The 20,266-nt window shown below is 43.4% G+C and carries 19 protein-coding genes; 8 read left to right on the top strand and 11 right to left on the bottom strand.

Annotation, left to right across the window (positions count from 1 at the left end; translation table 11 throughout):
* The first annotated feature begins 267 nt into the window (after positions 1 to 267).
* The 3 genes from MUY27_RS06675 to MUY27_RS06665 are packed head-to-tail and all read left to right on the top strand — an operon-like array spanning position 268 to position 1,571.
* A complete protein-coding gene (locus MUY27_RS06675) occupies positions 268 to 450 on the top strand; it encodes a hypothetical protein (protein WP_245129214.1) in 183 nt (60 codons plus the stop codon).
* A 43-nt stretch (positions 451 to 493) separates the two neighbouring features.
* Entirely contained in the window at positions 494 to 1,432 is a 939-nt protein-coding gene (locus MUY27_RS06670; protein ID WP_245129213.1) for an IS1595 family transposase, read from the top strand.
* On the top strand, positions 1,413 to 1,571 hold the full coding sequence (locus MUY27_RS06665) for a hypothetical protein (protein ID WP_245129212.1): 159 nt from the start codon (positions 1,413 to 1,415) through the stop codon (positions 1,569 to 1,571). Before MUY27_RS06670 ends, MUY27_RS06665 begins: the two co-directional genes overlap by 20 nt.
* Positions 1,572 to 2,041: 470 nt before the next feature.
* On the opposite strand, the gene MUY27_RS06660 is transcribed toward MUY27_RS06665, so the two are convergent.
* Complete coding sequence (locus MUY27_RS06660) at positions 2,042 to 2,221, bottom strand: hypothetical protein (RefSeq protein ID WP_245129211.1); 180 nt, start codon at positions 2,219 to 2,221, stop codon at positions 2,042 to 2,044.
* Positions 2,222 to 2,494: 273 nt separating this feature from the next.
* On the opposite strand from MUY27_RS06660, the gene MUY27_RS06655 reads away from it, so the two are divergent.
* Positions 2,495 to 3,739 (top strand): aminotransferase class I/II-fold pyridoxal phosphate-dependent enzyme, encoded by a 1,245-nt coding sequence (locus MUY27_RS06655; protein WP_245129210.1) that lies wholly within the window; start codon positions 2,495 to 2,497, stop codon positions 3,737 to 3,739.
* A 325-nt stretch (positions 3,740 to 4,064) separates the two neighbouring features.
* Positions 4,065 to 4,244, top strand: a complete 180-nt coding sequence (locus MUY27_RS06650) for a histone H1 (RefSeq protein ID WP_245129209.1) — start codon at positions 4,065 to 4,067, stop codon at positions 4,242 to 4,244.
* Between the two features lie 75 nt (positions 4,245 to 4,319).
* Here the strand turns inward: MUY27_RS06650 and MUY27_RS06645 are convergent, their stop codons facing one another.
* The 3 genes from MUY27_RS06645 to MUY27_RS06635 are packed head-to-tail and all read right to left on the bottom strand — an operon-like array spanning position 4,320 to position 5,744.
* On the bottom strand, positions 4,320 to 4,556 hold the full coding sequence (locus MUY27_RS06645) for a cytochrome b5 domain-containing protein (RefSeq protein WP_245129208.1): 237 nt from the start codon (positions 4,554 to 4,556) through the stop codon (positions 4,320 to 4,322).
* Positions 4,549 to 5,235 (bottom strand): lycopene cyclase domain-containing protein, encoded by a 687-nt coding sequence (locus tag MUY27_RS06640; RefSeq protein WP_245129207.1) that lies wholly within the window; start codon positions 5,233 to 5,235, stop codon positions 4,549 to 4,551. Before MUY27_RS06640 ends, MUY27_RS06645 begins: the two co-directional genes overlap by 8 nt.
* Complete coding sequence (locus tag MUY27_RS06635; RefSeq protein ID WP_245129206.1) at positions 5,232 to 5,744, bottom strand: hypothetical protein; 513 nt, start codon at positions 5,742 to 5,744, stop codon at positions 5,232 to 5,234. Before MUY27_RS06635 ends, MUY27_RS06640 begins: the two co-directional genes overlap by 4 nt.
* Before the next feature lie 155 nt (positions 5,745 to 5,899).
* Between MUY27_RS06635 and MUY27_RS06630 the strand changes: the two genes are divergently transcribed.
* The gene (locus MUY27_RS06630) at positions 5,900 to 7,387 is read left to right on the top strand and encodes a phytoene desaturase family protein (protein WP_245129205.1); all 1,488 of its coding nucleotides are present in this window, start codon (positions 5,900 to 5,902) and stop codon (positions 7,385 to 7,387) included.
* Positions 7,388 to 7,459: 72 nt separating this feature from the next.
* Here MUY27_RS06630 and MUY27_RS06625 read toward each other — a convergent pair whose 3' ends face one another.
* The 4 genes from MUY27_RS06625 to lpdA form a co-directional block, all read right to left on the bottom strand.
* Entirely contained in the window at positions 7,460 to 7,999 is a 540-nt protein-coding gene (locus MUY27_RS06625) for an RNA polymerase sigma factor (protein ID WP_245129204.1), read from the bottom strand.
* A 286-nt stretch (positions 8,000 to 8,285) separates the two neighbouring features.
* Positions 8,286 to 9,302, bottom strand: a complete 1,017-nt coding sequence (murB, locus tag MUY27_RS06620; RefSeq protein ID WP_245129318.1) for a UDP-N-acetylmuramate dehydrogenase — start codon at positions 9,300 to 9,302, stop codon at positions 8,286 to 8,288.
* Positions 9,303 to 9,676: 374 nt separating this feature from the next.
* On the bottom strand, positions 9,677 to 10,117 hold the full coding sequence (locus MUY27_RS06615; protein WP_245129203.1) for a sterol desaturase family protein: 441 nt from the start codon (positions 10,115 to 10,117) through the stop codon (positions 9,677 to 9,679).
* A 209-nt stretch (positions 10,118 to 10,326) separates the two neighbouring features.
* The gene (gene lpdA, locus MUY27_RS06610) at positions 10,327 to 11,730 is read right to left on the bottom strand and encodes a dihydrolipoyl dehydrogenase (RefSeq protein WP_245129202.1); all 1,404 of its coding nucleotides are present in this window, start codon (positions 11,728 to 11,730) and stop codon (positions 10,327 to 10,329) included.
* 158 nt (positions 11,731 to 11,888) lie between these two features.
* On the opposite strand from lpdA, the gene MUY27_RS06605 reads away from it, so the two are divergent.
* The gene (locus MUY27_RS06605) at positions 11,889 to 13,754 is read left to right on the top strand and encodes a CocE/NonD family hydrolase (protein WP_245129201.1); all 1,866 of its coding nucleotides are present in this window, start codon (positions 11,889 to 11,891) and stop codon (positions 13,752 to 13,754) included.
* Positions 13,755 to 13,838: 84 nt separating this feature from the next.
* Positions 13,839 to 15,494: a M1 family metallopeptidase gene (locus MUY27_RS06600; RefSeq protein WP_245129200.1), complete on the top strand. Its 1,656-nt coding sequence runs from the start codon at positions 13,839 to 13,841 to the stop codon at positions 15,492 to 15,494.
* A gap of 532 nt (positions 15,495 to 16,026) precedes the next feature.
* Here MUY27_RS06600 and MUY27_RS06595 read toward each other — a convergent pair.
* From MUY27_RS06595 to rimO, 3 genes are all read right to left on the bottom strand, one after another.
* A complete protein-coding gene (locus tag MUY27_RS06595; protein ID WP_245129199.1) occupies positions 16,027 to 17,109 on the bottom strand; it encodes an Ldh family oxidoreductase in 1,083 nt (360 codons plus the stop codon).
* An 81-nt stretch (positions 17,110 to 17,190) separates the two neighbouring features.
* Positions 17,191 to 18,789: a bacillithiol biosynthesis cysteine-adding enzyme BshC gene (gene bshC, locus MUY27_RS06590; RefSeq protein ID WP_245129198.1), complete on the bottom strand. Its 1,599-nt coding sequence runs from the start codon at positions 18,787 to 18,789 to the stop codon at positions 17,191 to 17,193.
* A 114-nt stretch (positions 18,790 to 18,903) separates the two neighbouring features.
* Positions 18,904 to 20,238: a 30S ribosomal protein S12 methylthiotransferase RimO gene (gene rimO / locus MUY27_RS06585; protein WP_245129197.1), complete on the bottom strand. Its 1,335-nt coding sequence runs from the start codon at positions 20,236 to 20,238 to the stop codon at positions 18,904 to 18,906.
* Positions 20,239 to 20,266 lie beyond the last annotated feature (28 nt).

Here is a 20,266-nt window from a genome sequence, read left to right as displayed (position 1 = left end):
GGCCGAGGCAATGTTTTCATCTTAGTCCAACTTCACGGCTCTATTGATAGTGATAAAAAGGTTAGAAGGACTTCTTAAGACGAATAACTGTTGATTCTAAGCACGTCAAATTTAATAAATATTAAAGAAATAATAAAAATATCTCTTAAATACTTAATTTTTAATACTCACAAATTTAAACCTCATGCTCGATTATACTATTCGCTATTTATTCACACTTTGTTAATAATATAGTTGATAGTTGTAAACTAAATACTATATTTGTACATGCAATTAGCCAAAGTAGATATAACAGGATTAAAGACAGTTAAAAACTATGCTGCAAGCAATAGTGTTACCACTGCCTATATCTACAAACTGATTAAAGCAAGTAAGTTAGAAGCCGTTACAATTGACGGAGTGATTTTTATTGATGCGGTTAAATATCCTACCATTAGAAACAGTAAGTAATATTTTTTTTATCACAATAGTTTACAGTTATAAACTACTAACCATGCAAAACAAAATCTTACCTTTCAAAAACCTAATTGAAGTAGCAAACCACTTTAATGACAAACAAACCTGTTTAGATTATCTTATCAAACTGCGTTGGCCTAATGGTGCAACGTGTCCGTTTTGTAGCCATGACAAGGTTTATCATTTACAGGGAGCTAACAAGCGTTACAAGTGTGCTAAGTGCCGTAAACATTTCAGCGTAACCAAAGGCACTATTTTTGAAAATAGCGTTATCCCTTTGCAAAAATGGTTTGTTGCTATTTACCTAATCACTTCTCATAAAAAAGGCATTTCAAGCGTTCAGCTTGCTAAGGATGTAAATGTCACTCAAAAAACAGCATGGTTTATGTTGCAACGTGTTCGCCATGCTTTAAAAATGAGATCATTTAACAGCCCTGAAAAAATAGGTAATGTAGTAGAGATTGACGAAACCTATGTAGGCGGCAATGATTTAAACAGGCACGCTAATAAAAAGAAAAGCGCATTCGATACCAAGACAATCGTACTGGGAGCGATTGAGCGTAAAGGCGAAGTAAGATTGAAAGTAGTACCACAAGCCACTATAGAGCATATAATACCCTTTGTTGTAAAGAACATCAAAACAGACAGTGTATTAATGACGGACGAATGGACTGCTTACAACAGAATGGGTAAAGTATTTGAACACTTAACGGTTAATCACTCACAAGGCGTTTATGTACAGGGTTCATCACATACCAATACTATAGAGAACTTTTGGGGTGTGCTAAAGAGAGGTATTTACGGCATCTACCACCAAGTAAGCGCAAAGCACATGCAAAACTATTTAGAGGAGTTTGCATTCAGGTTCAATAATAGAAAAACTACCGAGGCAGAGCGTTTTAATAAAATGGTATCTTTGAGTAAAGAACGCATTAAGTATGCGGACTTAATTAGGGATGTCAAAAAAGCAAGCTAAAAAGAAAAGCAGTAAGGGTAAGTCAGAAACTACGCAGGTCGAACCAAAACAGGACGATGTAACCAACGACTTGTATATGGACTTTGAAGAAGCAATGAAAATACTTGCTAATCCTGAAAAAGGCGATAATAGCAGATAGATTTTGCAGGTAAAAAAGCCCACAGTAATTAGGTGAAAAAGGGCGCCTAAGAACGTGGGCTTGGTGTGCGTTCAATTTATTGACTTTAAAAGTTTAATAAGATGGCCGAAACATCTAAAAAACCTGCAAAGTTTGAACGCGTGTACCGTTCCAATCTAAAGAACGGTAGCAAATATTACATGCGTTCAGCACACAAACACAAATCTTGCAAAAACAAGTGAGTGTTTTTAGGGTAGCTTCATGCTACCCTAATTTTTTACTTCAATTTTGCTCCCTTAAAATAGAATTTCTTTTTTACCGTATTTTGCAATATGGAAGAATCACAAAAAATTGAAGTATTGATAGAGAATAAAAGGAGTGAGTTATTTGATGAAATAAAGAGAACCTTAGTTGACACTACATTAAGCAGTTCAACTAAGGTTTTAAAAATCTCCGCACTCATTAGAAATACAGAAATGGAAATAAAACACCTATTCTGATATTTTGTCTCCTATTATTTCTAAATTCTCATTAATCTCTTTCAGGCTCTTACTGATTTTGGCCTCATCAACATTTTTGTTTAAGTAGGCTAATTCGGTTTGAATGTCGCTTAATAATGATTGATGCTGTCTTAATGCAGCCATCAACTCTCTGAATTGCACATCAGTCATAATTGCAATAAATTAAGGTTTAAATCAATTATTAAACCTACCAAAAACAGCCCTCTTTTACTACAATTTTTCGACAATTTTTTACCCTAAAAAACCGCCTTACTTGTCTATTTAAAAGGCTTTTTATAGACAGGGTTAAACTGGGATATACTTACCATTATAACTATCGGGTAAAAATCGCGTTATAAACTATTATAAAAAGTTATAACCATTGCCTGCGGGTTTATTTGGGTTATATTTGTATATTAATTGACTACTAAAGAATAAAGAGTTTTGGATTTATTTGAAAAGATAGCAAAGAATATGGGCGGGCCTATCGGCCAGCACCAAAAGTGGTCGCACGGATATTTTTCGTTCCCCAAACTGGAAGGAGAGATAGGGCCGCATATGTTATTTAACGGCAAAGAACACCTGGTTTGGAGCCTGAACAACTACCTTGGTTTGGCTAACCATCCCGAAGTGCGCGAAGCCGATGCACAGGCTGCTGCCGATTTCGGTATGGCTTACCCGATGGGTGCCCGCATGATGTCTGGTAACACCAAATATCACGAGGCACTGGAGCAGGGCCTGGCCGAATTTGTTGGTAAAGAAGATGCTTTCTTATTAAATTATGGTTACCAGGGCATGGTATCGATCATCGATACACTGGTTGACCGTAATGATGTAATCGTTTACGACGCAGAATCGCACGCTTGTATTATAGACGGTGTACGCCTGCATATGGGTAAGCGCTTTGTTTACCAGCATAATGATATTCAAAGCTTTGAAAAGCAACTGGAGCGTGCTACCCGTTTAACAGAACAGACAGGCGGTGGCATCCTGGTGATCACCGAAGGCGTGTTTGGTATGTCTGGTGCGCAGGGCAAGCTGAAAGAGATTATCGAGCTTAAAAAGAAATATGCTTTCCGTTTACTGATTGACGATGCACATGGCTTTGGTACCATGGGCCCGACTGGTGCCGGAACGCACGAAGAGCAGGATTGTATTGAGGGTATCGACGTTTATTTTGGCACATTCGCCAAATCTATGGCCGGTATCGGGGCATTTGTAGCTGCCGACGAGCAGATTGTGAGTTACCTGCGTTATAACATGCGTTCGCAAACCTTTGCCAAGGCTTTACCAATGCCAATGGTAATTGGTTTGTTAAAGCGTTTCGAACTGTTGAAATCACGTCCGGAACTGCGCGAGAACTTGTGGACAATTGCCCGCGCCCTTCAAAACGGTTTGAAAGAACGCGGTTTTGATATTGGCATTACCAATACTATGGTTACCCCGGTATTCCTGAAAGGCGACTTGTTTGAAGCAACCAGCCTGACACGTGATCTGCGCGAAACCTATAGCATTTTCTGCTCGATTGTGGTGTACCCGGTTATTCCAAAAGGTTTGATCGAACTGCGTTTGATCCCTACTGCGGTACATACGCTTGAAGATGTTCGGCGCACGCTTGACGCTTTCAGCGAAGTATCCGAAAAACTGAAGGCCGGCGTTTACAAAGAAGATAAAATGGCTGTAGCTTAATTTGTTAATGCCGCACTAAAATACTCATGGAGCTCCGCTTTCGCGGGGCTTTTTTTTGCTTTGTACCCGACTGCAGATGTTAATATTTTTTCCATTCCTATAATGCGTACAATCATATTTTTAATTAATTTATACTAAAAGTTAATTAAATATTTGTTTTGGTTAAGATGAATTTATGAGTCCAATAGAGAAATCGCGAAAAAATGTCAAAAACCACGTTTAAGGGCTTATTTTGAGGGTTATTATTTTTTTTTAATAAAAAAACACTTTAGATTAGCTCTATATAAAACAATAAACCTCAACTATTTAAAGGAGTAACTAAAAAATGGAAAAATTTACTGAAGTAAAAAATCTTATTGCCTCTTTGGAAGCAGACGCAGACAAGTTCTACAACAAAGGTAACAACGCTGCTGGTACCCGCGTTCGTAAAGGCATGCAAGACCTTAAAAACCTTGCTCAAGCTATCCGTCTGGAAGTACAAAACTCTAAAAATACTGCTAAATAAGTATTTCACTTATAAGCAGCAGGCAAAGGCCTGTACATTAAATAAATCCCGGCAGATAATGTTGGGATTTATCATTTAAAGCAGTTTCCCTATGGCTTTAAACCGTTCAAATACCATTTCGGTGTGCGGTGCATCCATAAGCTCGGCAGTAAGGTCTTGCCCGGCCCAGTGTTCGTAATGTTTGCCGTTTCTCCATAACCGGCTTTCGGTAACATCGTAGATCAGGCCGCGGTAGGCCACCCATATTTGTGGCTTGTCCTGTCCATTCCTTAAAGCCAGTTGCGAACGGGTATAAACAGGTAAATCATCCATTGGCAACACTCCTTCTCTTTTTAAAATACTCGTAAAAGCCTACGTTCATCACTAGCAGCGCCATCGAATAAAAATGGTCTTCAAAGGGAATGGTACCCACTCGTATGCCTATGTTCTGATAGTTGTTATATAGCACAATAGGGATAGAGGTAAGCAGGCCGTTCACCACATAAAAGGGGATGAGTGATACCAGGTAAGTCAGGTAAAAGCGTGGCAACCAGGGCGCTTTTTTAACAAATTCTAACCAGATTAAAATAACGGCAAGCAATGAAAACGTGATGAGTGTATACCATCGGTCGTGGTAAAAGAATAGTAACACCAGGCTTAGGGTAATCTGCATTGTAGAAATAGCAGTACTGATGGTTTTTGGCAGTTGCCATTTTACGTAATAGTTCAAACAGGCATAGATGAATATGCAGGCAAAAGGAACCGTCAGGAAGAACAGGATCTCTTCTAACGGCAGCTGCAATAATTTAATACCTGTGATATAGTTGTCGTTAAAATACCAGATTTCCTTTAGCGTGAACAACACATCCCAGAACAGAAATACCAAACCGGTGATGAGCATACCCGGCCAGATAAAACGCCAGGTTTTATAAAACTGAACGCGCTTATCAAACGAAAGGACAATGGGGAAAAAGATAGTCAGGAAGTTAATCAGCAGGTAACTGTATTTCACTTTAAGGCGCTTAGGTGTTTATTTAAAAGCTCTTTTTCACCGGCGGTACATCGGTCAGAGTCAATCAAAAATTTCATTACGGTAACTACCAGCGCTTTGTCTGCGGCATGGTAGTTATTTCTTTCGATCTGGTTAATGATCACATGTTTATCCGCCTGCAGGTTTTTATTATAACCCAGAAAGCTGGGTACATGGTGCTCAACAGAAAACCGCATAAAGCGAATTTCTATATTATCTGGGTCCTGTGCTACCGCTTTTTCAAAATGATCTTCCGCCGTGTTCAGGTACTTTAGTTTAAAGTAGGGGTTCCAGGTATACTTGGCTTTTAATGCTTCCAGTGCGCCGATATACCCTACGATAACCGGGGTTTTGTTCTTGGAGGCGGTTAGTACATTATAAAGTGAATCTGTAGTCTGCTTGCTGTTCAGCGCATTTAACAGTTGTTTCCGGATGACGGCATAGTCAGGTTCTGCGTTGTAATTAAAACTGCTGAAAAGAAGACAAAACACTAATACCGTTGTTAAAAGTAGGTTTGGTAGAGTTGCTTTATTGCTGAAGTATCTCGAAAATCGCTGCATCTTTCTAAAACGGTATCAACCAAATGTACGTAATTACATAGCTGTTATCTAAAGCAACAACTATTTAGTTAATTTGTGCCGGAAGTATGCAAAATCATCCCAAACGTATCATTGTTATCGGTGCCGGCTTTGCCGGGCTAGCGGCGGCCTCTGTGCTTGCCAAAAAGGGCTTTAAGGTTACTATTCTTGAAAAGAACGATCAGCCAGGTGGCCGCGCCCGTGTGTGGGAGAAAGATGGCTTCAAGTTCGATATGGGGCCTAGCTGGTATTGGATGCCCGATGTATTTGAAAATTATTTTTCGCTGTTCAACCATCATCCTAAAGACTTTTATCAACTAAAGCGGCTGGATCCGGGTTACCGGGTTTATTATGGCGCGCATGATTACATTGATGTACCGGCTGATCGCGGGCAGTTAGATGAACTGTTCGATCGGCTTGAACCGGGAAGCAGTGCTGGGTTGAAGCAGTTTTTAGATCAGGCAGGATACAAGTATAAGGTAGGGATGAACGAATACGTCTTCCGCCCGTCGCATTCTGTCACGGAATTTATTGATCTGAACCTGATCCGTAAAAGCCTGAATATGCAATTGCTGACAAACATGCGTAAGCATGTGGCTAAGTATTTCAAAAATCCGAAACTGGTGAAACTGCTAGAGTTTCCGGTGCTGTTCTTAGGGGCCACACCGCAGAACACCCCTGCACTATATAGCATGATGAACTATGCCGATCTGGTGCTAGGCACCTGGTACCCGTTCGGGGGCATGAACGAAATAGTGCAAGGCATGGTAAAGGTAGCCGAAGAGTTGGGTGTCGAGATTAAATTAAATACAGAGGTAACGGCGATAGATATCGCTGATCAACAGGTTTCTAAGATCAGAACCGTAAGCGGCGACTTTGAGGCAGATTTTGTAGTGGCCGGTGCAGATTATGAGCATGTTGACCAGCAGTTGTTACCCAAGCAAAAGCGCAATTACACCCCAGAATACTGGGATAAGCGGGTAATGTCACCATCCAGCCTATTATTTTATATCGGCACAGATTGCAAGATCGATAACATCCAGCATCATAATCTTTTCTTTGACGAGGATTTTGAAAAGCACGCCGACGAGATCTATACTCATCCCAAATGGCCCGAGAAGCCTTTGTTCTATGTATGCTGTTCGTCTAAAACAGATGCTTCGGTAGCGCCGCCTGAGGGGGAAAACCTATTCTTTCTGATGCCGCTGGCGCCGGGGTTAAAGGATGATGAGCAATTGCGCGAGAAGTACTTTAACATCATGCTGGACAGGTTTGAAAAGCTGACAGGCAACAAAGACATACGCCAACATATTGTAGTGAAACGAAGCTATGCGATGGATGATTTCACTGCCGATTATCATTCTTATAAGGGCAATGCCTATGGCTTGGCAAATACGCTTTCGCAGACTGCCTTTTTTAAACCGGCTATGCGCGCCAAGAAAGTGAAGAACCTGTTATTCACCGGGCAACTGACGGTACCGGGGCCAGGTGTGCCACCGGCGTTAATATCCGGCCAGGTAGCTGCAGAAGAGGCGGCAAAGTATTTTAAGGAATAATTATCGGCCAATAAAAAAGGTCTGTTAGCTGAAACAGACCTTCTCTATGTTATAATGGTTTGAGTTTACAAATTAATCTTCATCGGCGTAAACCGGTTTTTTGATACCGCTATCATAAGCTTTAAGGTTTTTCTTTAACAGCTTACGTGCCACGTGGATACGTGTTTTAACAGTACCGATTGGAATGGCCAGGTGATCGGCAATTTCGTGATACTTGTGACCTTCAAAGTACATGGTAAAAGGCACATAGTAATCTTCTGGTAACCGGTCTAAAGCGCGGCGGATATCATCCATCACAAATTTAGATTCGCCCTGGTTTTTGGTTGAACTGAATACCAGGTTTGCTGAAGAAATCTCTTCTGACTTGGTTACGAACGTGCTCATCTTCACAAAACGACGATAGTTGTTTATGAAGGTATTTTTCATGATGGTGTATAACCATCCTTTTAAATTGGTGCCTTCTTTAAACTTATTATAATAAGTTATCGCCTTCAACATTGTATCCTGTACAAGATCGTTAGCATCATCTGCATCATGCGTAAAGTGCAATGCGTATGAACGTAGTGAACTGGCTTGACGAAGCACCATGGTGTTAAACTCAATCTTTGTCATTTTGTTAGCGTTAGTGTATAACGTTATTGACAAACATGATACCGTTTTCGTCAAAACCTGTGTGACCTTTATGTTAACATTCTGCTTTCAGTAGCTTTTACCCAGTTGAGTTTGGTTTACTTATTGCTGCTGTTGTAATTGTAAGGTATTGATAATGAAATACGTTTACTTGATTTTTGGTAGATTTTAAACGATTTGACCAATCAACGCAATTACTAAATCAAATGTTTTGTAACAAGAATGAGACAAATTTGAGGGGGTCAATTTTTTTAAAAAAGAGAAAACATTAATTGATAATATTCACTTCTCGTTCTAAGCTGACGCCAAACTTAGTGTACACACTGTCTATAATTTGCGACGATAGTGTATAAACTTCTTGTCCCGTAGCATTACCATGGTTAACCAGCACCAGGGCCTGGTTCTTCCATGTACCGGTATTCCCAACGGTTTTTCCCTTCCAGCCGCATTGTTCTATCAGCCATCCGGCGGCCAGTTTTACACCATCGGATGCAGGGTAATGTACAACGTCCGGAAATTCAGACACTAAAGTTTCAAACTGTTCCTTGCTGATTACCGGGTTCTTGAAAAAACTCCCTGCGTTGCCAATGGTCGAAGGATCAGGAAGTTTTGAAACGCGGATATGCGAAACCACTTGCGAAACATCTTTAATAGTGGGCTGCTCGATACCCCTTTTTTCTAACTCCTGCTGTATCGCGCCGTAGTGTAAGCTAAGGTTGGGTTGAAGGGAAAGCTGAAACTTTACGCGGGTGATGATATATTGCCCTTTCAATTCAGATTTAAAAACACTTTCCCGGTAACCAAAACCACATTCTTCTTTAGTAAAGGTTCTGAAAGTTCCGCTTGCAATTTCAAATGCGTGGCAGCTATGGAAAACATCTTTCAACTCGATACCATAAGCACCAATATTCTGAATTGGGGAGGCCCCTACGGAACCGGGGATCAGGCTCAGGTTTTCCATGCCTGCAAAGCCATGGTCTACACAATAGGTTACCAATTCGTTCCAAACTTCGCCAGCGCCTGCTTCAACGGTTACTTCCTCGTGATTGATGCGGTGTTCAATACCGCGGATGTTCATTCTTATGACTAAGCCCTCAAAGTCTTTTACAAACAGCATATTGCTGCCGCCACCTAAAACAAGTCGTGGGAGCTGCTTCCACTGATCGTCCAGAAAAAGTTCCTGAAGGTCTTCCTCTCTATTGATTTCGGTGAAATATCGGGCTTTAGCATCGATACCAAATGTATTGAAGTTTTTCAGGGAGACGTTTTGTTCAATTTGCAGCATGGGGCGAATTTCGGAATTTAATCGGAGTTTACTCATATTTAAAGAGATGACGAAACAAGTTCAGGACAGACTTTAAATTTATCATTAAGAGCAAAGCGACCTGTCCCAAACTAGTTTCGGGAAGAATATGTTCGTTAATCTTGAAGTTCAAAATGGTGTTATTTTGATACTCACTAGGCGAGCAGCTACCTTAGTTGCATTACCTACAGATGCTTCGACAAGCTCAGCATGACAAAAGGAATATGATTTCAAAAATCTCTCCATGAGTTAATAAAAGGATCGTTTGTAGATGCCGAAACAACCCTTCGACGCGCTCTGGGTGACATGTTCGGCATGACGAAACAAGTTCGGCATGACGGAACGGATGATTCAGATTATTTCTTCAAATACTTCTTACTGGCTACCAATAACCCAAACTCTTCAGATGGCCATTTCTCAGTAGATTTGTGGTGCATCTTATGCGCCCGCCGGATGTTCAGCAAGTAGCGGTTGTTGGTTTTAAAAGGCTTAAAGCGGTTATGGATAAACCAGTCGTGGAAGATAAAGTAAATGGTACCATAAATGCTGATGCCTATCCCGATAAAGAGGCGGTAATCCTGCTCGAAATGCCCTTCCCACATCAACCATAAAGATAACCCGGCAAATAAAATACTGAACACGTCATTCAACTCGAACCAGCCATTCCGTTGCTCGTGGTGCGTTTTATGGATAAACCAAAGCGGACCATGAAACAGGTATTTATGCATCGCCCATGAAAGTAGCTCCATACCCGCAATGGTAAGTAAGATGATAAGTATATTGAATAGCCAGACCATTTTTACCTCAAGTTTGTCATTCTGAACGTAGTGAAGAATCTGTACTTAAACTACCAGGCAGATACTTCCCGAAACTAGTTCGGGACAAGTCGCTGTGCTCAGGATGACAAGATCAGATTGTTATATGAATACAAAAGGCTGCAAGATATGTTCTCGCAGCCTTTCTATTGTTAGTCAACCGATAACTAAATCAACTTAATAACTTTTATTTAAATATGTATCGGCCTGTTCTCTGTCGCTGCTAAACAAGCTTCACGCATGGCCTCAGTATACGTCGGGTGTGCGTGGCTGGCACGGGTTACGTCCTCTGCACTTGCACGGAATTCCATCGCGATAACAGCCTCAGCGATCATGTCAGCCGCACGCGGGCCGATCATATGCACGCCTAAAATTTCGTCGGTAGTGGCATCAGCTAATACTTTCACAAAACCGTCTGTATCCATACTTGCACGGGCACGGCCGCTTGCTTTGAACGGAAACTGCCCGGTTTTGTATTTTACACCTTTTTCTTTCAGTTGCTCTTCGGTAAAGCCTACGCTTGCCACTTCAGGCCAGGTATAAACCACACCAGGGATCAGGTTATAGTTGATATGCGGTTTTTGTCCGGCAATGGTCTCAGCCACAAAAGTACCTTCGTCTTCAGCTTTGTGGGCCAGCATGGCGCCACGTACTACGTCGCCAATTGCATAGACGCCTTTAACGGAAGTTTCCAGGTGTTCGTCAACGGTAATTTTACGTCCGCGTTCTTCAACGGTAAGGCCAATATTCTCTAAACCTAAATTGTCGGTATAAGCCACACGGCCAACGGCTACCAGGCAGTAATCGCCTTTCAGCTCCATTTTTTCGCCTTTAGGGCTATCAAACGTAACGGTTACTTCATCGCCTTCGGCAGTAGCACCGGTTACTTTATGGCCCAGGTAAAATTCCATGCCCAGCTTCTTTAATACCTTCAGCAGTTCGCGGCCTAAGCCTTTATCCATCGTCGGGATGATGGAATCCATGTATTCAATCACTGAAACTTTTGCACCCAGGCGCGCATAAACAGAACCCAGCTCTAAGCCGATAACACCGCCACCGATCAGGATCAGGTGCTTAGGTACTTCCTTCAGCGTTAATGCTTCAGTAGATGTAATAATGCGTTTTTTGTCTATCTTGAGGAAAGGCAAGCTGGATGGTTTAGAACCGGTGGCGATAATGATATTTTTACCGGTAATGGTTTGCTCGCTGCCGTCTTCTTTTTTAACCTTAATAGTGTTCTTATCTACAAAAGAACCAACGCCTTGTATGCCATCAATTTTGTTCTTTTTAAACAGGTAGGCAATACCGCTGGTATTTTCGGCAACAACCTGGCTTTTGCGGGCAATCATTTGCTCGAAGTTCACGCTTAAATTATCCAGGTTAATACCATGGGTTTTAAATGTGTGCGCCGCATTGTAATAATGCTCAGATGAGTCTAATAATGCTTTAGACGGGATACACCCTACATTTAAACAGGTGCCACCATAAGTTGGATATTTTTCGATACAGGCAGTTTTTAAGCCAAGCTGGGCACAACGGATAGCAGCAACATAGCCGCCCGGACCCGAGCCGATAACAATTACATCGTATTGCATAGTAATGTTTTAAGGTGACGCAAAGGTAATATTCTCTTTAAGGATAAGGATAATTTTTTGGTAAAGTTTAAAAGCGCGGTTATGTAACAGTATTATTCAGATACCGCAGATGCAGCGAATACTTCTTAATTTGCAGCATCAACTTTTAACTAACTAAAATGAAAAAATTAGTATTGGTACTTGTGGCTTTCTGCTGTTCGGGTATCTTAAATGCCCAAACCCCGGGCGATTATGCTAAAGAGCACTACACTAAAAAGGAAGTGTACATCACCATGCGCGATGGCATTAAATTATTTACGGCTATCTATACACCTAAAGATGCGTCGAAAAGTAAGAAGTATCCGATGGTGATGCAGCGGACCTGTTATAGCGTTGCGCCCTATGGAGAAGATAAGATCCCTGCGCGTTTAGGTCCTTCTGAAACGATGATGAAGCAAGGCTACATTGTAGTTTACCAGGACGTTCGCGGCCGCTGGAAAAGCCAGGGCACCTGGACGAACATGACTCCCGTTGTGGAACACAAAACCAAGAAGGATGTGGACGAAGGTACCGATACTTATGACACCATCGACTGGCTGGTGAAGAACGTTGCCTTTAATAACGGTAGAGTAGGGCAATGGGGTATCTCTTATCCGGGCTTTTATACTGCTGCGGGTATTTTATCTAATCACCCGGCTTTAAAAGCTTCTTCACCGCAGGCACCAATTTCCGATTTTTGGTTTGATGATTTTCATCACAACGGTGCGCTGTTAGAAAGTTACTTCTTTACCTATCCGGTTTTCGGTGTACAGAAGAAAGATACTACTTCTAAAGCCTGGTATGAAAGCCAGATGATCCAAGCTGGTACCCGTGATGGTTACCAGTTTCTGCTGGATATGGGACCGCTGAAGAATGCCGACAAGTATTACCATGATAACTTCTATTGGCAGGAAACGGTTAACCACCCTAATTACGACGAGTTCTGGCAATCGCGTAGCCTGCCGCGCCACTTTGGTAAGGTAAGCCCTGCGGTGATGTGGGTAGGCGGCTGGTACGATGCCGAAGATTTAAGCGGCCCGCTGGATATGTTCAAGCGCGTAAATAAAACCGACCCTTCGGCTTATAATACCATTGTGATGGGGCCGTTCGGCCACGGCCGCTGGTCGCGCGAGACCGGGCACACCATGCATAGCAATATTTACTTCGGCGATAGCATCGCAACGTTTTATCAGCGCGATATTGAAGCCAAATTCTTTGACCATTTCCTGAAAGGCGATGGCAGCAAAAGCAGCGGTTTGCCAAAAGCGTATATGTACAACACCGGTAAAAAAGAATGGCAGCAGTTTGAGCAGTGGCCGGTTGCCAATACTGCACACCAAAAGCTTTATTTAGGTGCCGACGGTAAATTAACCATGTCGCAGGCTTCAACCGCTGGTTTTGTTTCGTACATCAGCGATCCTTTAAAACCTGTTCCATACACAGAGGATAATACCACCACCATGGGCTTCACCCCGCATAATTACATGAGCGAAGACCAACGTTTTGCAGGCCGTCGCCCGGATGTTCTGGTATTTCAGTCTGACGTACTTACAGATGATGTGACGCTTGGAGGCGAGATCATGACGCACTTAAAAGTAGCCAACACCGGCACCGATGCCGATTATATTGTGAAACTGATAGACGTTTACCCGCCGGATGAAAAGAATAATGCCTACATGCCGAACAAGAATATCATTCTGAGCAACTACTGGCAGATGGTACGTTCTGAAATTATGCCCGCACGTTTCCGAAACAGTTTTGAGAAACCCGAAGCCATGGTGCCGAACCAAAAAACAGATGTAAAAGTCCGTTTGCAGGATGTGTTGCATACGTTCAGGAAAGGACACCGCATCATGATCCAGGTACAAAGTACCTGCTTCCCGTTGTTCGCACGCAATCCGCAAAAGTTTGTAGCCAACCCATACAAGGCAGATGAAAGCGATTATGTAAAAGCTACCGAAACGGTATTTAACGATAGCTATGTAGATGTAGAAATACTTAAATAACAGCAATAGTTATTTATTACAGAAGAGACGCGATTACCTTGCGTCTCTTTTTTTGTTTATTTGCGTTTAGAAGCTTTCGCCCCAATGAAATTTAAAAATCTGCTACTTGGTACTTTTGCCCTGCTGTCCTTTAATTCACTAAGTACTTACGCCCAAACCCCGGCTAAATTTACTCGTGCCGATACGCTGCGGGGCATGCTAACCCCTTTGCGGACCTGCTATGATGTTGGCTATTATCACCTGGACGTGAAGTTTAATATTGCGGATAAATCGATCAGCGGAAGTAACCTGATCCGGTTTAAGGCAATGAGCGATTTTACCCGTTTACAGTTTGATCTGTTTGATAACCTGAAGATCGAACGGATCATCTATAAAGGGAAAGAACTGCCTTATCAGCGCGAGTTTAATGCCGTGTTCGTCAACTTCCCACAGACGGTGAAAAAAGGTTCGATTGACGAGATTAAAGTTTATTATTCCGGTAATCCCCGCGTTGCAAAGAAAGCCCCGTGGGATGGTGGCGTAGTTTATACAACAGACTCGTTAGGGAAACCGTGGGTAGCTACCGCCTGCCAGGGTTTAGGGGCAAGCGTGTGGTGGCCGAATAAAGATCACCAGTCGGACGAACCGGATAGCATGCTCATCAGCATCAGCGTACCTTCTGGCCTGAAGGATATTTCTAACGGCAGGTTAAGGAAAGTAACAAAGTTAAAGGATGGTTATACCCGTTACGATTGGTTTGTGAGCAACCCGATCAATAATTATGATGTGGCAGCTAACATTGGCAATTATGTTCATTTCGGCGATAGCTATAATGGCGAAAAGGGTAAGCTGACCCTGGATTATTGGGTGTTACCCGAACATCTGGAGAAAGCGAAAAAGCAATTTGGCGAGAACGTGAAGCCTATGCTACAGGCCTTTGAACATTGGTTTGGCCCCTATCCGTTTTATGAGGACGGGTATAAATTAGTGGAGTCGCCGCATTTGGGGATGGAGCATCAAAGCGCCGTGGCTTACGGGAATAAATTCCAGAACGGTTACCTGGGGACAGACCGTTCGCAGACCGGCTGGGGACTGAAGTGGGATTTTATCATCATCCACGAAAGCGGGCATGAGTGGTTCGGTAATAATATCACCTCGAAAGATATTGCCGATACCTGGATCCATGAAGGCTTTACTACTTATTCAGAGTCGTTGTTTACAGAAAGCCGATGGGGAAAGCAGGCAGGGCAGGAGTATGTGCACGGGCAGCGACGGATTATTCGTAACGACGCACCGATCATCTCCCATTATAATGTAAATGAAGACCCTACAGGCGATGTGTACGATAAAGGGGCTAACCTGTTAAACATGGTACGCACAATTATCAATGATGATGAAAAGTGGCGAAGCATCTTACGCGGGCTGAATAAGGAGTTCTACCATCAAACGGTTACAACAGAGCAGGTGGTAGGGTACATCAACAAGCAAGCTGGAGTGCCATTGCTTAAAGTTTTCGATCAGTACCTGCATTACAAGAATATCCCGACACTGGAATTTCGGGAGCAAGCAGGTAAAATGTATGCCCGCTGGATAGCCGATGTGGATGATTTTGATATGCCCGTGCGAGTGCGAGTAAAAGGTGGAGAATATCAGATAATTAAGCCGACGACTACTTCTAGGGAAATTAAAGTAGAAGGCTTAACCAAAGAAAACCTGCAAGTGGACACGTTTAATTTTTATATCGGAGTATTGGTAGAGTAATTAGCATGTTTGTCAGTCCGAGTGTAACGAGGAATCTTCTTCGAAATACAAGTTGGGTAAGTGTTGTTGACAACACCAACAACGGGCTAATTCAGGTTTATTCAGAGCGAAGCTTGGAATCTGTATGATATGACAATTAGGGTGTCATGCTGAGGCCCTCGAAGCATGAGCGTTGGGTAGTTTGAGGTTGTTGGTGACAACACCAACAACGGGCTAATTCAGGTTTATCATTCAGAGCGAAGCTTGGAATCTGTATGCTATGACAATAAGGGTGTCGTGCTGATGCCCTCGAAGCATGAGCGTAGGGTAGTTCGTAATTATAGAGACAACACCAACAATGGGATAAACAAGTTTGTCATTTAGAGCGAAGCGACCTGTGCCGAACTTGTTTTGGGAAGAAGCTCTACGATACAACAGGGAGGGTGTCATGCTGAGGTCCTCGAAGCATGAGGGCTGGGTAGCTCCACATTGTAAGTGACAAAATCAACAATGGGATAAACAGGTCACTTTCGAGCTGGATGACAATTAAGCATTAAAAGTTACCCATTCGCTCTAACCCAAACTTTTCTGCCAAAGTATTCAGATCTTCTACTACAGCATCAACCAACGGAATACCATTGGCTTTTCTGTCAAGTTCTGCTTCTAACTCCGGTTCGCCGGGAATAATCACTTTTTGAGCACGGTCTATCGGATTTGCCAACTTAAAACGACGGATCCAGTTATCCATGTTAGCTTTAAAATCTGCTACAGGCCGGAAGCCGTCGACGCGCATTGCACCTACAAAATGACCGATACCCTGGCCAGGAGGATTAGGAAGCGGATCCAGAAATGCCACGAACGGCGGCACCCATGGCCCATACCCAGCGCCGGAAAGTACGCCGGAAAGAATATCTACCACACTGCTCAACCCAAAACCTTTATGACTGCCATGTTCGCGGTCGCTCCCAAGGGGAAGTAAAGAGCCACCCGATTTTAACGCATGCGGATCGGTAACAGCGTTTCCTTGCTGATCCTGTAGCCAACCTTCGGGAACATCCGAACCCTTGCGTTGTGCAATCTCCAGCTTACCATTTGCAGCAGCCGAAGTAGCCATATCTACCACCACAGGTGGAAACTCGCCTGCCGGGAAAACATAACAGATAGGGTTGGTGCCCAACATACGTTCATTGGAGAATGTCGGCGCTACCAGCGGACTGGCATTGGTCACCGCAAACCCAATCATGTCCTTTTCTGCGGCCATCATGGCGTGGTAGCCTGCTATGCCGAAATGATTTGAATTGCGGACCGCCACCCAGCCAGAACCGAACTGCTCCGCCTTTTTTATGGCTATTTCCATAGCGAAAGGGGCTGTGACCAGTCCCAGGCCGGCATCGCCGTCTACTGTTGCGGTAGTGGGTGTTTCATGAGCGATCTGTATATCAGGCGTGGCATTGATCCGCTGCTTCTCCCATAATCTTACATAGCCGCTCAGTCTGGCGACACCATGAGAATCTATGCCGCGAAGATCTGCCTTTAGTAACACGTCTGCTGCGAGCGTAGCATGTTCTGGGCTGCAGCCGATGGCAAGAAAAACTTGTTGGGCGAATTGACGGAGGGCGTTTTCAGGAATGAGCATGGGCTAACTGATTATTATGATGGCATGCCAAACAGCCCTTCGACAAGCTCAGGGTGACCTATTCGGCACAACCTGATGATCTTATCCGGTAATCAAGGTAAACTTAAAATCGAGCGGTTGAAAATGATTAATCAGTTCATCGATGAAAGTTTGTCCCCAGCGTACGTAAAACAAGCCAAAGTTTTCGCTGCGCTCTTGTAAACTGCCATTGGGGAAAAGTTCTGTTTTAATCTGGTCGATCTGTTCCAGCCGGGTACTGTAATTGCGCTTTTCGGCACGGATCAGTTTCTTCTCCAGGTTATTCATTGCATGTTTTAAACGGGCTTCCACTGCCTCTGCTGATACAGACAAGGTTTCATCTATCTTGCCCGAACGAAGTTTGATCCGTTCAAAAATGCAGTGCAGCTCACGCCATTCGTCAGCTAAAGAAAGTTCGTGCTGGCTATGGCTTTTGATCCAGTTATTTTTGATCTCATCCACCGGGCCAAAAATCTCTGAAGGCGACAACTCCATTTTGGCAATTTTCGCAGCTGTTTCTTTTCGCATGACCAATCCCGAATTTCTCAGGATCAGTACCGGGAAGGTAACCCCGTAATGGTCGAAGTTTGATTTCAATTCCAGCCAATAGACCAGTTCCGCACCGCCGCCAATATAGGCTACATTCGGCAGGATGTATTCCTGGTAAAGCGGACGCATGGTTACATTAGGGCTGAAACGTTCAGGGTGATTATCTATCTCCGCTTTTAGTTCATCTTCAGAAAAGCTGATCTCGGTATTTAAAACTTTGTATTGGTTATCTTCAAAGACAAGGCGCTCGCGAAGGCCATCGAGCAGGTAAAAGAAATTAATTTCACGCGGGTTAACCTGGATATGAACATCCAGTTGCTCCAATAGTTTATTGGTTTCGGTGATGTGCTTATAGCTATGCTGGTGTATGATATCCTGCTTCATTACTTCAGCAAACTGCTGCTTAAGTAAATGATGGTCTGCATCCACAATCACCAGCCCATATTGTCCGAATAAGGCGTTGACCATGTAACGGGTTGCATCGGCGAGTTTATCGAAAGTGGTATAGGCTTTCTCGACAATTTGGGCTAGCTCCTGGCCATGATGCGCCATGCCCAAAACGCCTTTGTACTGGTTTAGTGCCTGGCGCATACTTTCGGGGTTGATGCGGCCGGTTGCACCCTGCGCTTCGTACCACCAATGTATCTTCTTACCACCGATATTGGTATAGTTAATCTCGGCAAAATCATGGTCTTCACTCGCCATCCAGTAAACGGGGACGAAGTTCTTATCCGGGAAAGCTTCCTTTAATTGCGCGGCCAGCTTAATTGCTGTCACGATTTTATAGATAAAATAAAGCGGACCGGCAAAGATATTCAACTGGTGGCCGGTAGTAACCGTGAAGGTATTCGAATCTGCGAGTGCAGCTATGTTTTCATTGGGGATAGCAATGCCTGCATCGGCAGCGCTGATACGGGCGTACTGCTCCTGAAGAATGCTTACCAGGGTAGCCCGGTCTGCGGTCACTTTTTCTTCGTTAAACAGTTTCGCAAAACCATCAAGGTCCGGGCGAAAGCTATAAAATGAACGAAGGTCTGGCTGGTCATTTAAATAATCAATGACCGTTTTGGAAAAATAACCGGTTTCCTGGTAGCTGATACAGGTAGCATCCATATTCTGAATTTCGAATTTTGAATGTGCAATTTCGAATTGAACATTGTAGTAACCTACAAGGTTCGAAATTAGAGTTTATATCTTATAAATCAGACTGCCGCTGGCAAAAACCGCTTATTTTACAATCTGTCCATACAAGTCGAAGTCTTCCGCGCTATCGATCTTTACGTTAACAAAACTACCGGGCGTAGCATATTGCGTGCTTGCATTTATTAAAACTTCGTTATCAACTTCAGGTGAGTCATATTCGGTACGGCCCGCAAAGTATCCGCCTTCCATCTTGTCGATCAATACTTTGTAAGTCTTGCCGATCTTCTCCTGGTTTTTTTCGTAAGAAATACCCTGTTGAATTTCCATGATGGCATCGGCACGTTCCTGTTTTACCTCGTCCGGAACATCGTCTTCCAAGGTATGGGCATGCGTTTTTTCTTCGTGCGAATAAGTGAAGCAACCTAAACGGTCAAAACGCGTTTCTTCCACCCAAGCGGCCATTTCTTCAAAATCCTGTTCGGTTTCGCCAGGGTAACCGGTGATCAGCGTAGTACGCAATGCAATTTCCGGCACACGGTCGCGGATGCTGTTCACCAGGTCAATGGTCTTTTGCTTGGTGATACCGCGGCGCATCGATTTCAGCATGTTATCAGTGATATGCTGCAACGGCATATCCAGGTACTTACAGATGTTTTCGCGTTCGTTCATCACGTCCAGGATTTCCATCGGGAAGCCGGAAGGGTAGGCATATTGCAAACGGATCCATTCTATACCCTGCACGTCAGAAAGGCGGCGCAGTAATTCATCCAGATTACGTTTGCCGTACAAGTCTAATCCATAATAGGTCAAGTCCTGTGCAATCAGGATTAGCTCTTTAGTCCCTTGTTTAGCCAGTGAAGTAGCATTTTGCACCAGCTGCTCCATCGGGGTAGACAAGTGCTTGCCGCGCATCAGCGGAATGGCACAAAAAGAGCAAGGGCGGTTACAACCTTCGGCAATTTTGAAGTAGGCAAAATGAGAAGGAGTGGTTAGCATACGCTCGCCCAACAACTCGTACTTATAGTTAGCGCCGATTGATTCTAAAACACCGGTCAGGTCGTTGGTGCCGAAGTAGGCATCAACGTCAGGAATTTCAGCCTCCAGTTCTGGTTTGTAACGTTCAGATAAACATCCGGTGACAATTACCTTACCTACTTTGCCCTGTTGTTTCAACTCGCTGAATTGAAGGATGGTATCGATAGACTCTTGTTTGGCGTTATCGATAAAACCGCAGGTATTGATCACCACGATGTCGTTCTTGCCCACTTTATCTGCCTCATGCACCACATCGAAATGGTTACCCTTCAACTGGCCCATCAATACTTCCGAGTCGTATATATTCTTAGAGCAACCCAATGTCACTACGTTAACACGTGGTTTCTCAATTATTACATTTCTACCTATTGACTTAGTCTTCATGCTAATTAACCCCTCTAAATCTCCCCCA

Source organism: Mucilaginibacter straminoryzae (assembly GCF_022953055.1).
Classification (GTDB): Bacteria; Bacteroidota; Bacteroidia; order Sphingobacteriales; family Sphingobacteriaceae; genus Mucilaginibacter; species Mucilaginibacter straminoryzae.
Note: the sequence above shows the minus strand (reverse complement) of the source record. Positions and strands in the feature narration are given on the sequence as shown.

Coding starts and splice junctions, on each gene's coding strand:
- MUY27_RS06675 (WP_245129214.1), top strand. CDS start 268: ATGCAATTAGCCAAAGTAGATATAACAGGATTAAAGACAGTTAAAAAC.
- MUY27_RS06670 (WP_245129213.1), top strand. CDS start 494: ATGCAAAACAAAATCTTACCTTTCAAAAACCTAATTGAAGTAGCAAAC.
- MUY27_RS06665 (WP_245129212.1), top strand. CDS start 1,413: ATGTCAAAAAAGCAAGCTAAAAAGAAAAGCAGTAAGGGTAAGTCAGAA.
- MUY27_RS06660 (WP_245129211.1), bottom strand. CDS start 2,221: ATGACTGATGTGCAATTCAGAGAGTTGATGGCTGCATTAAGACAGCAT.
- MUY27_RS06650 (WP_245129209.1), top strand. CDS start 4,065: ATGGAAAAATTTACTGAAGTAAAAAATCTTATTGCCTCTTTGGAAGCA.
- MUY27_RS06645 (WP_245129208.1), bottom strand. CDS start 4,556: ATGGATGATTTACCTGTTTATACCCGTTCGCAACTGGCTTTAAGGAAT.
- MUY27_RS06630 (WP_245129205.1), top strand. CDS start 5,900: ATGCAAAATCATCCCAAACGTATCATTGTTATCGGTGCCGGCTTTGCC.
- MUY27_RS06625 (WP_245129204.1), bottom strand. CDS start 7,999: ATGACAAAGATTGAGTTTAACACCATGGTGCTTCGTCAAGCCAGTTCA.
- murB (WP_245129318.1), bottom strand. CDS start 9,302: ATGCTGCAAATTGAACAAAACGTCTCCCTGAAAAACTTCAATACATTT.
- MUY27_RS06615 (WP_245129203.1), bottom strand. CDS start 10,117: ATGGTCTGGCTATTCAATATACTTATCATCTTACTTACCATTGCGGGT.
- lpdA (WP_245129202.1), bottom strand. CDS start 11,730: ATGCAATACGATGTAATTGTTATCGGCTCGGGTCCGGGCGGCTATGTT.
- MUY27_RS06605 (WP_245129201.1), top strand. CDS start 11,889: ATGAAAAAATTAGTATTGGTACTTGTGGCTTTCTGCTGTTCGGGTATC.
- MUY27_RS06600 (WP_245129200.1), top strand. CDS start 13,839: ATGAAATTTAAAAATCTGCTACTTGGTACTTTTGCCCTGCTGTCCTTT.
- MUY27_RS06595 (WP_245129199.1), bottom strand. CDS start 17,109: ATGCTCATTCCTGAAAACGCCCTCCGTCAATTCGCCCAACAAGTTTTT.
- bshC (WP_245129198.1), bottom strand. CDS start 18,789: ATGGATGCTACCTGTATCAGCTACCAGGAAACCGGTTATTTTTCCAAA.
- rimO (WP_245129197.1), bottom strand. CDS start 20,238: ATGAAGACTAAGTCAATAGGTAGAAATGTAATAATTGAGAAACCACGT.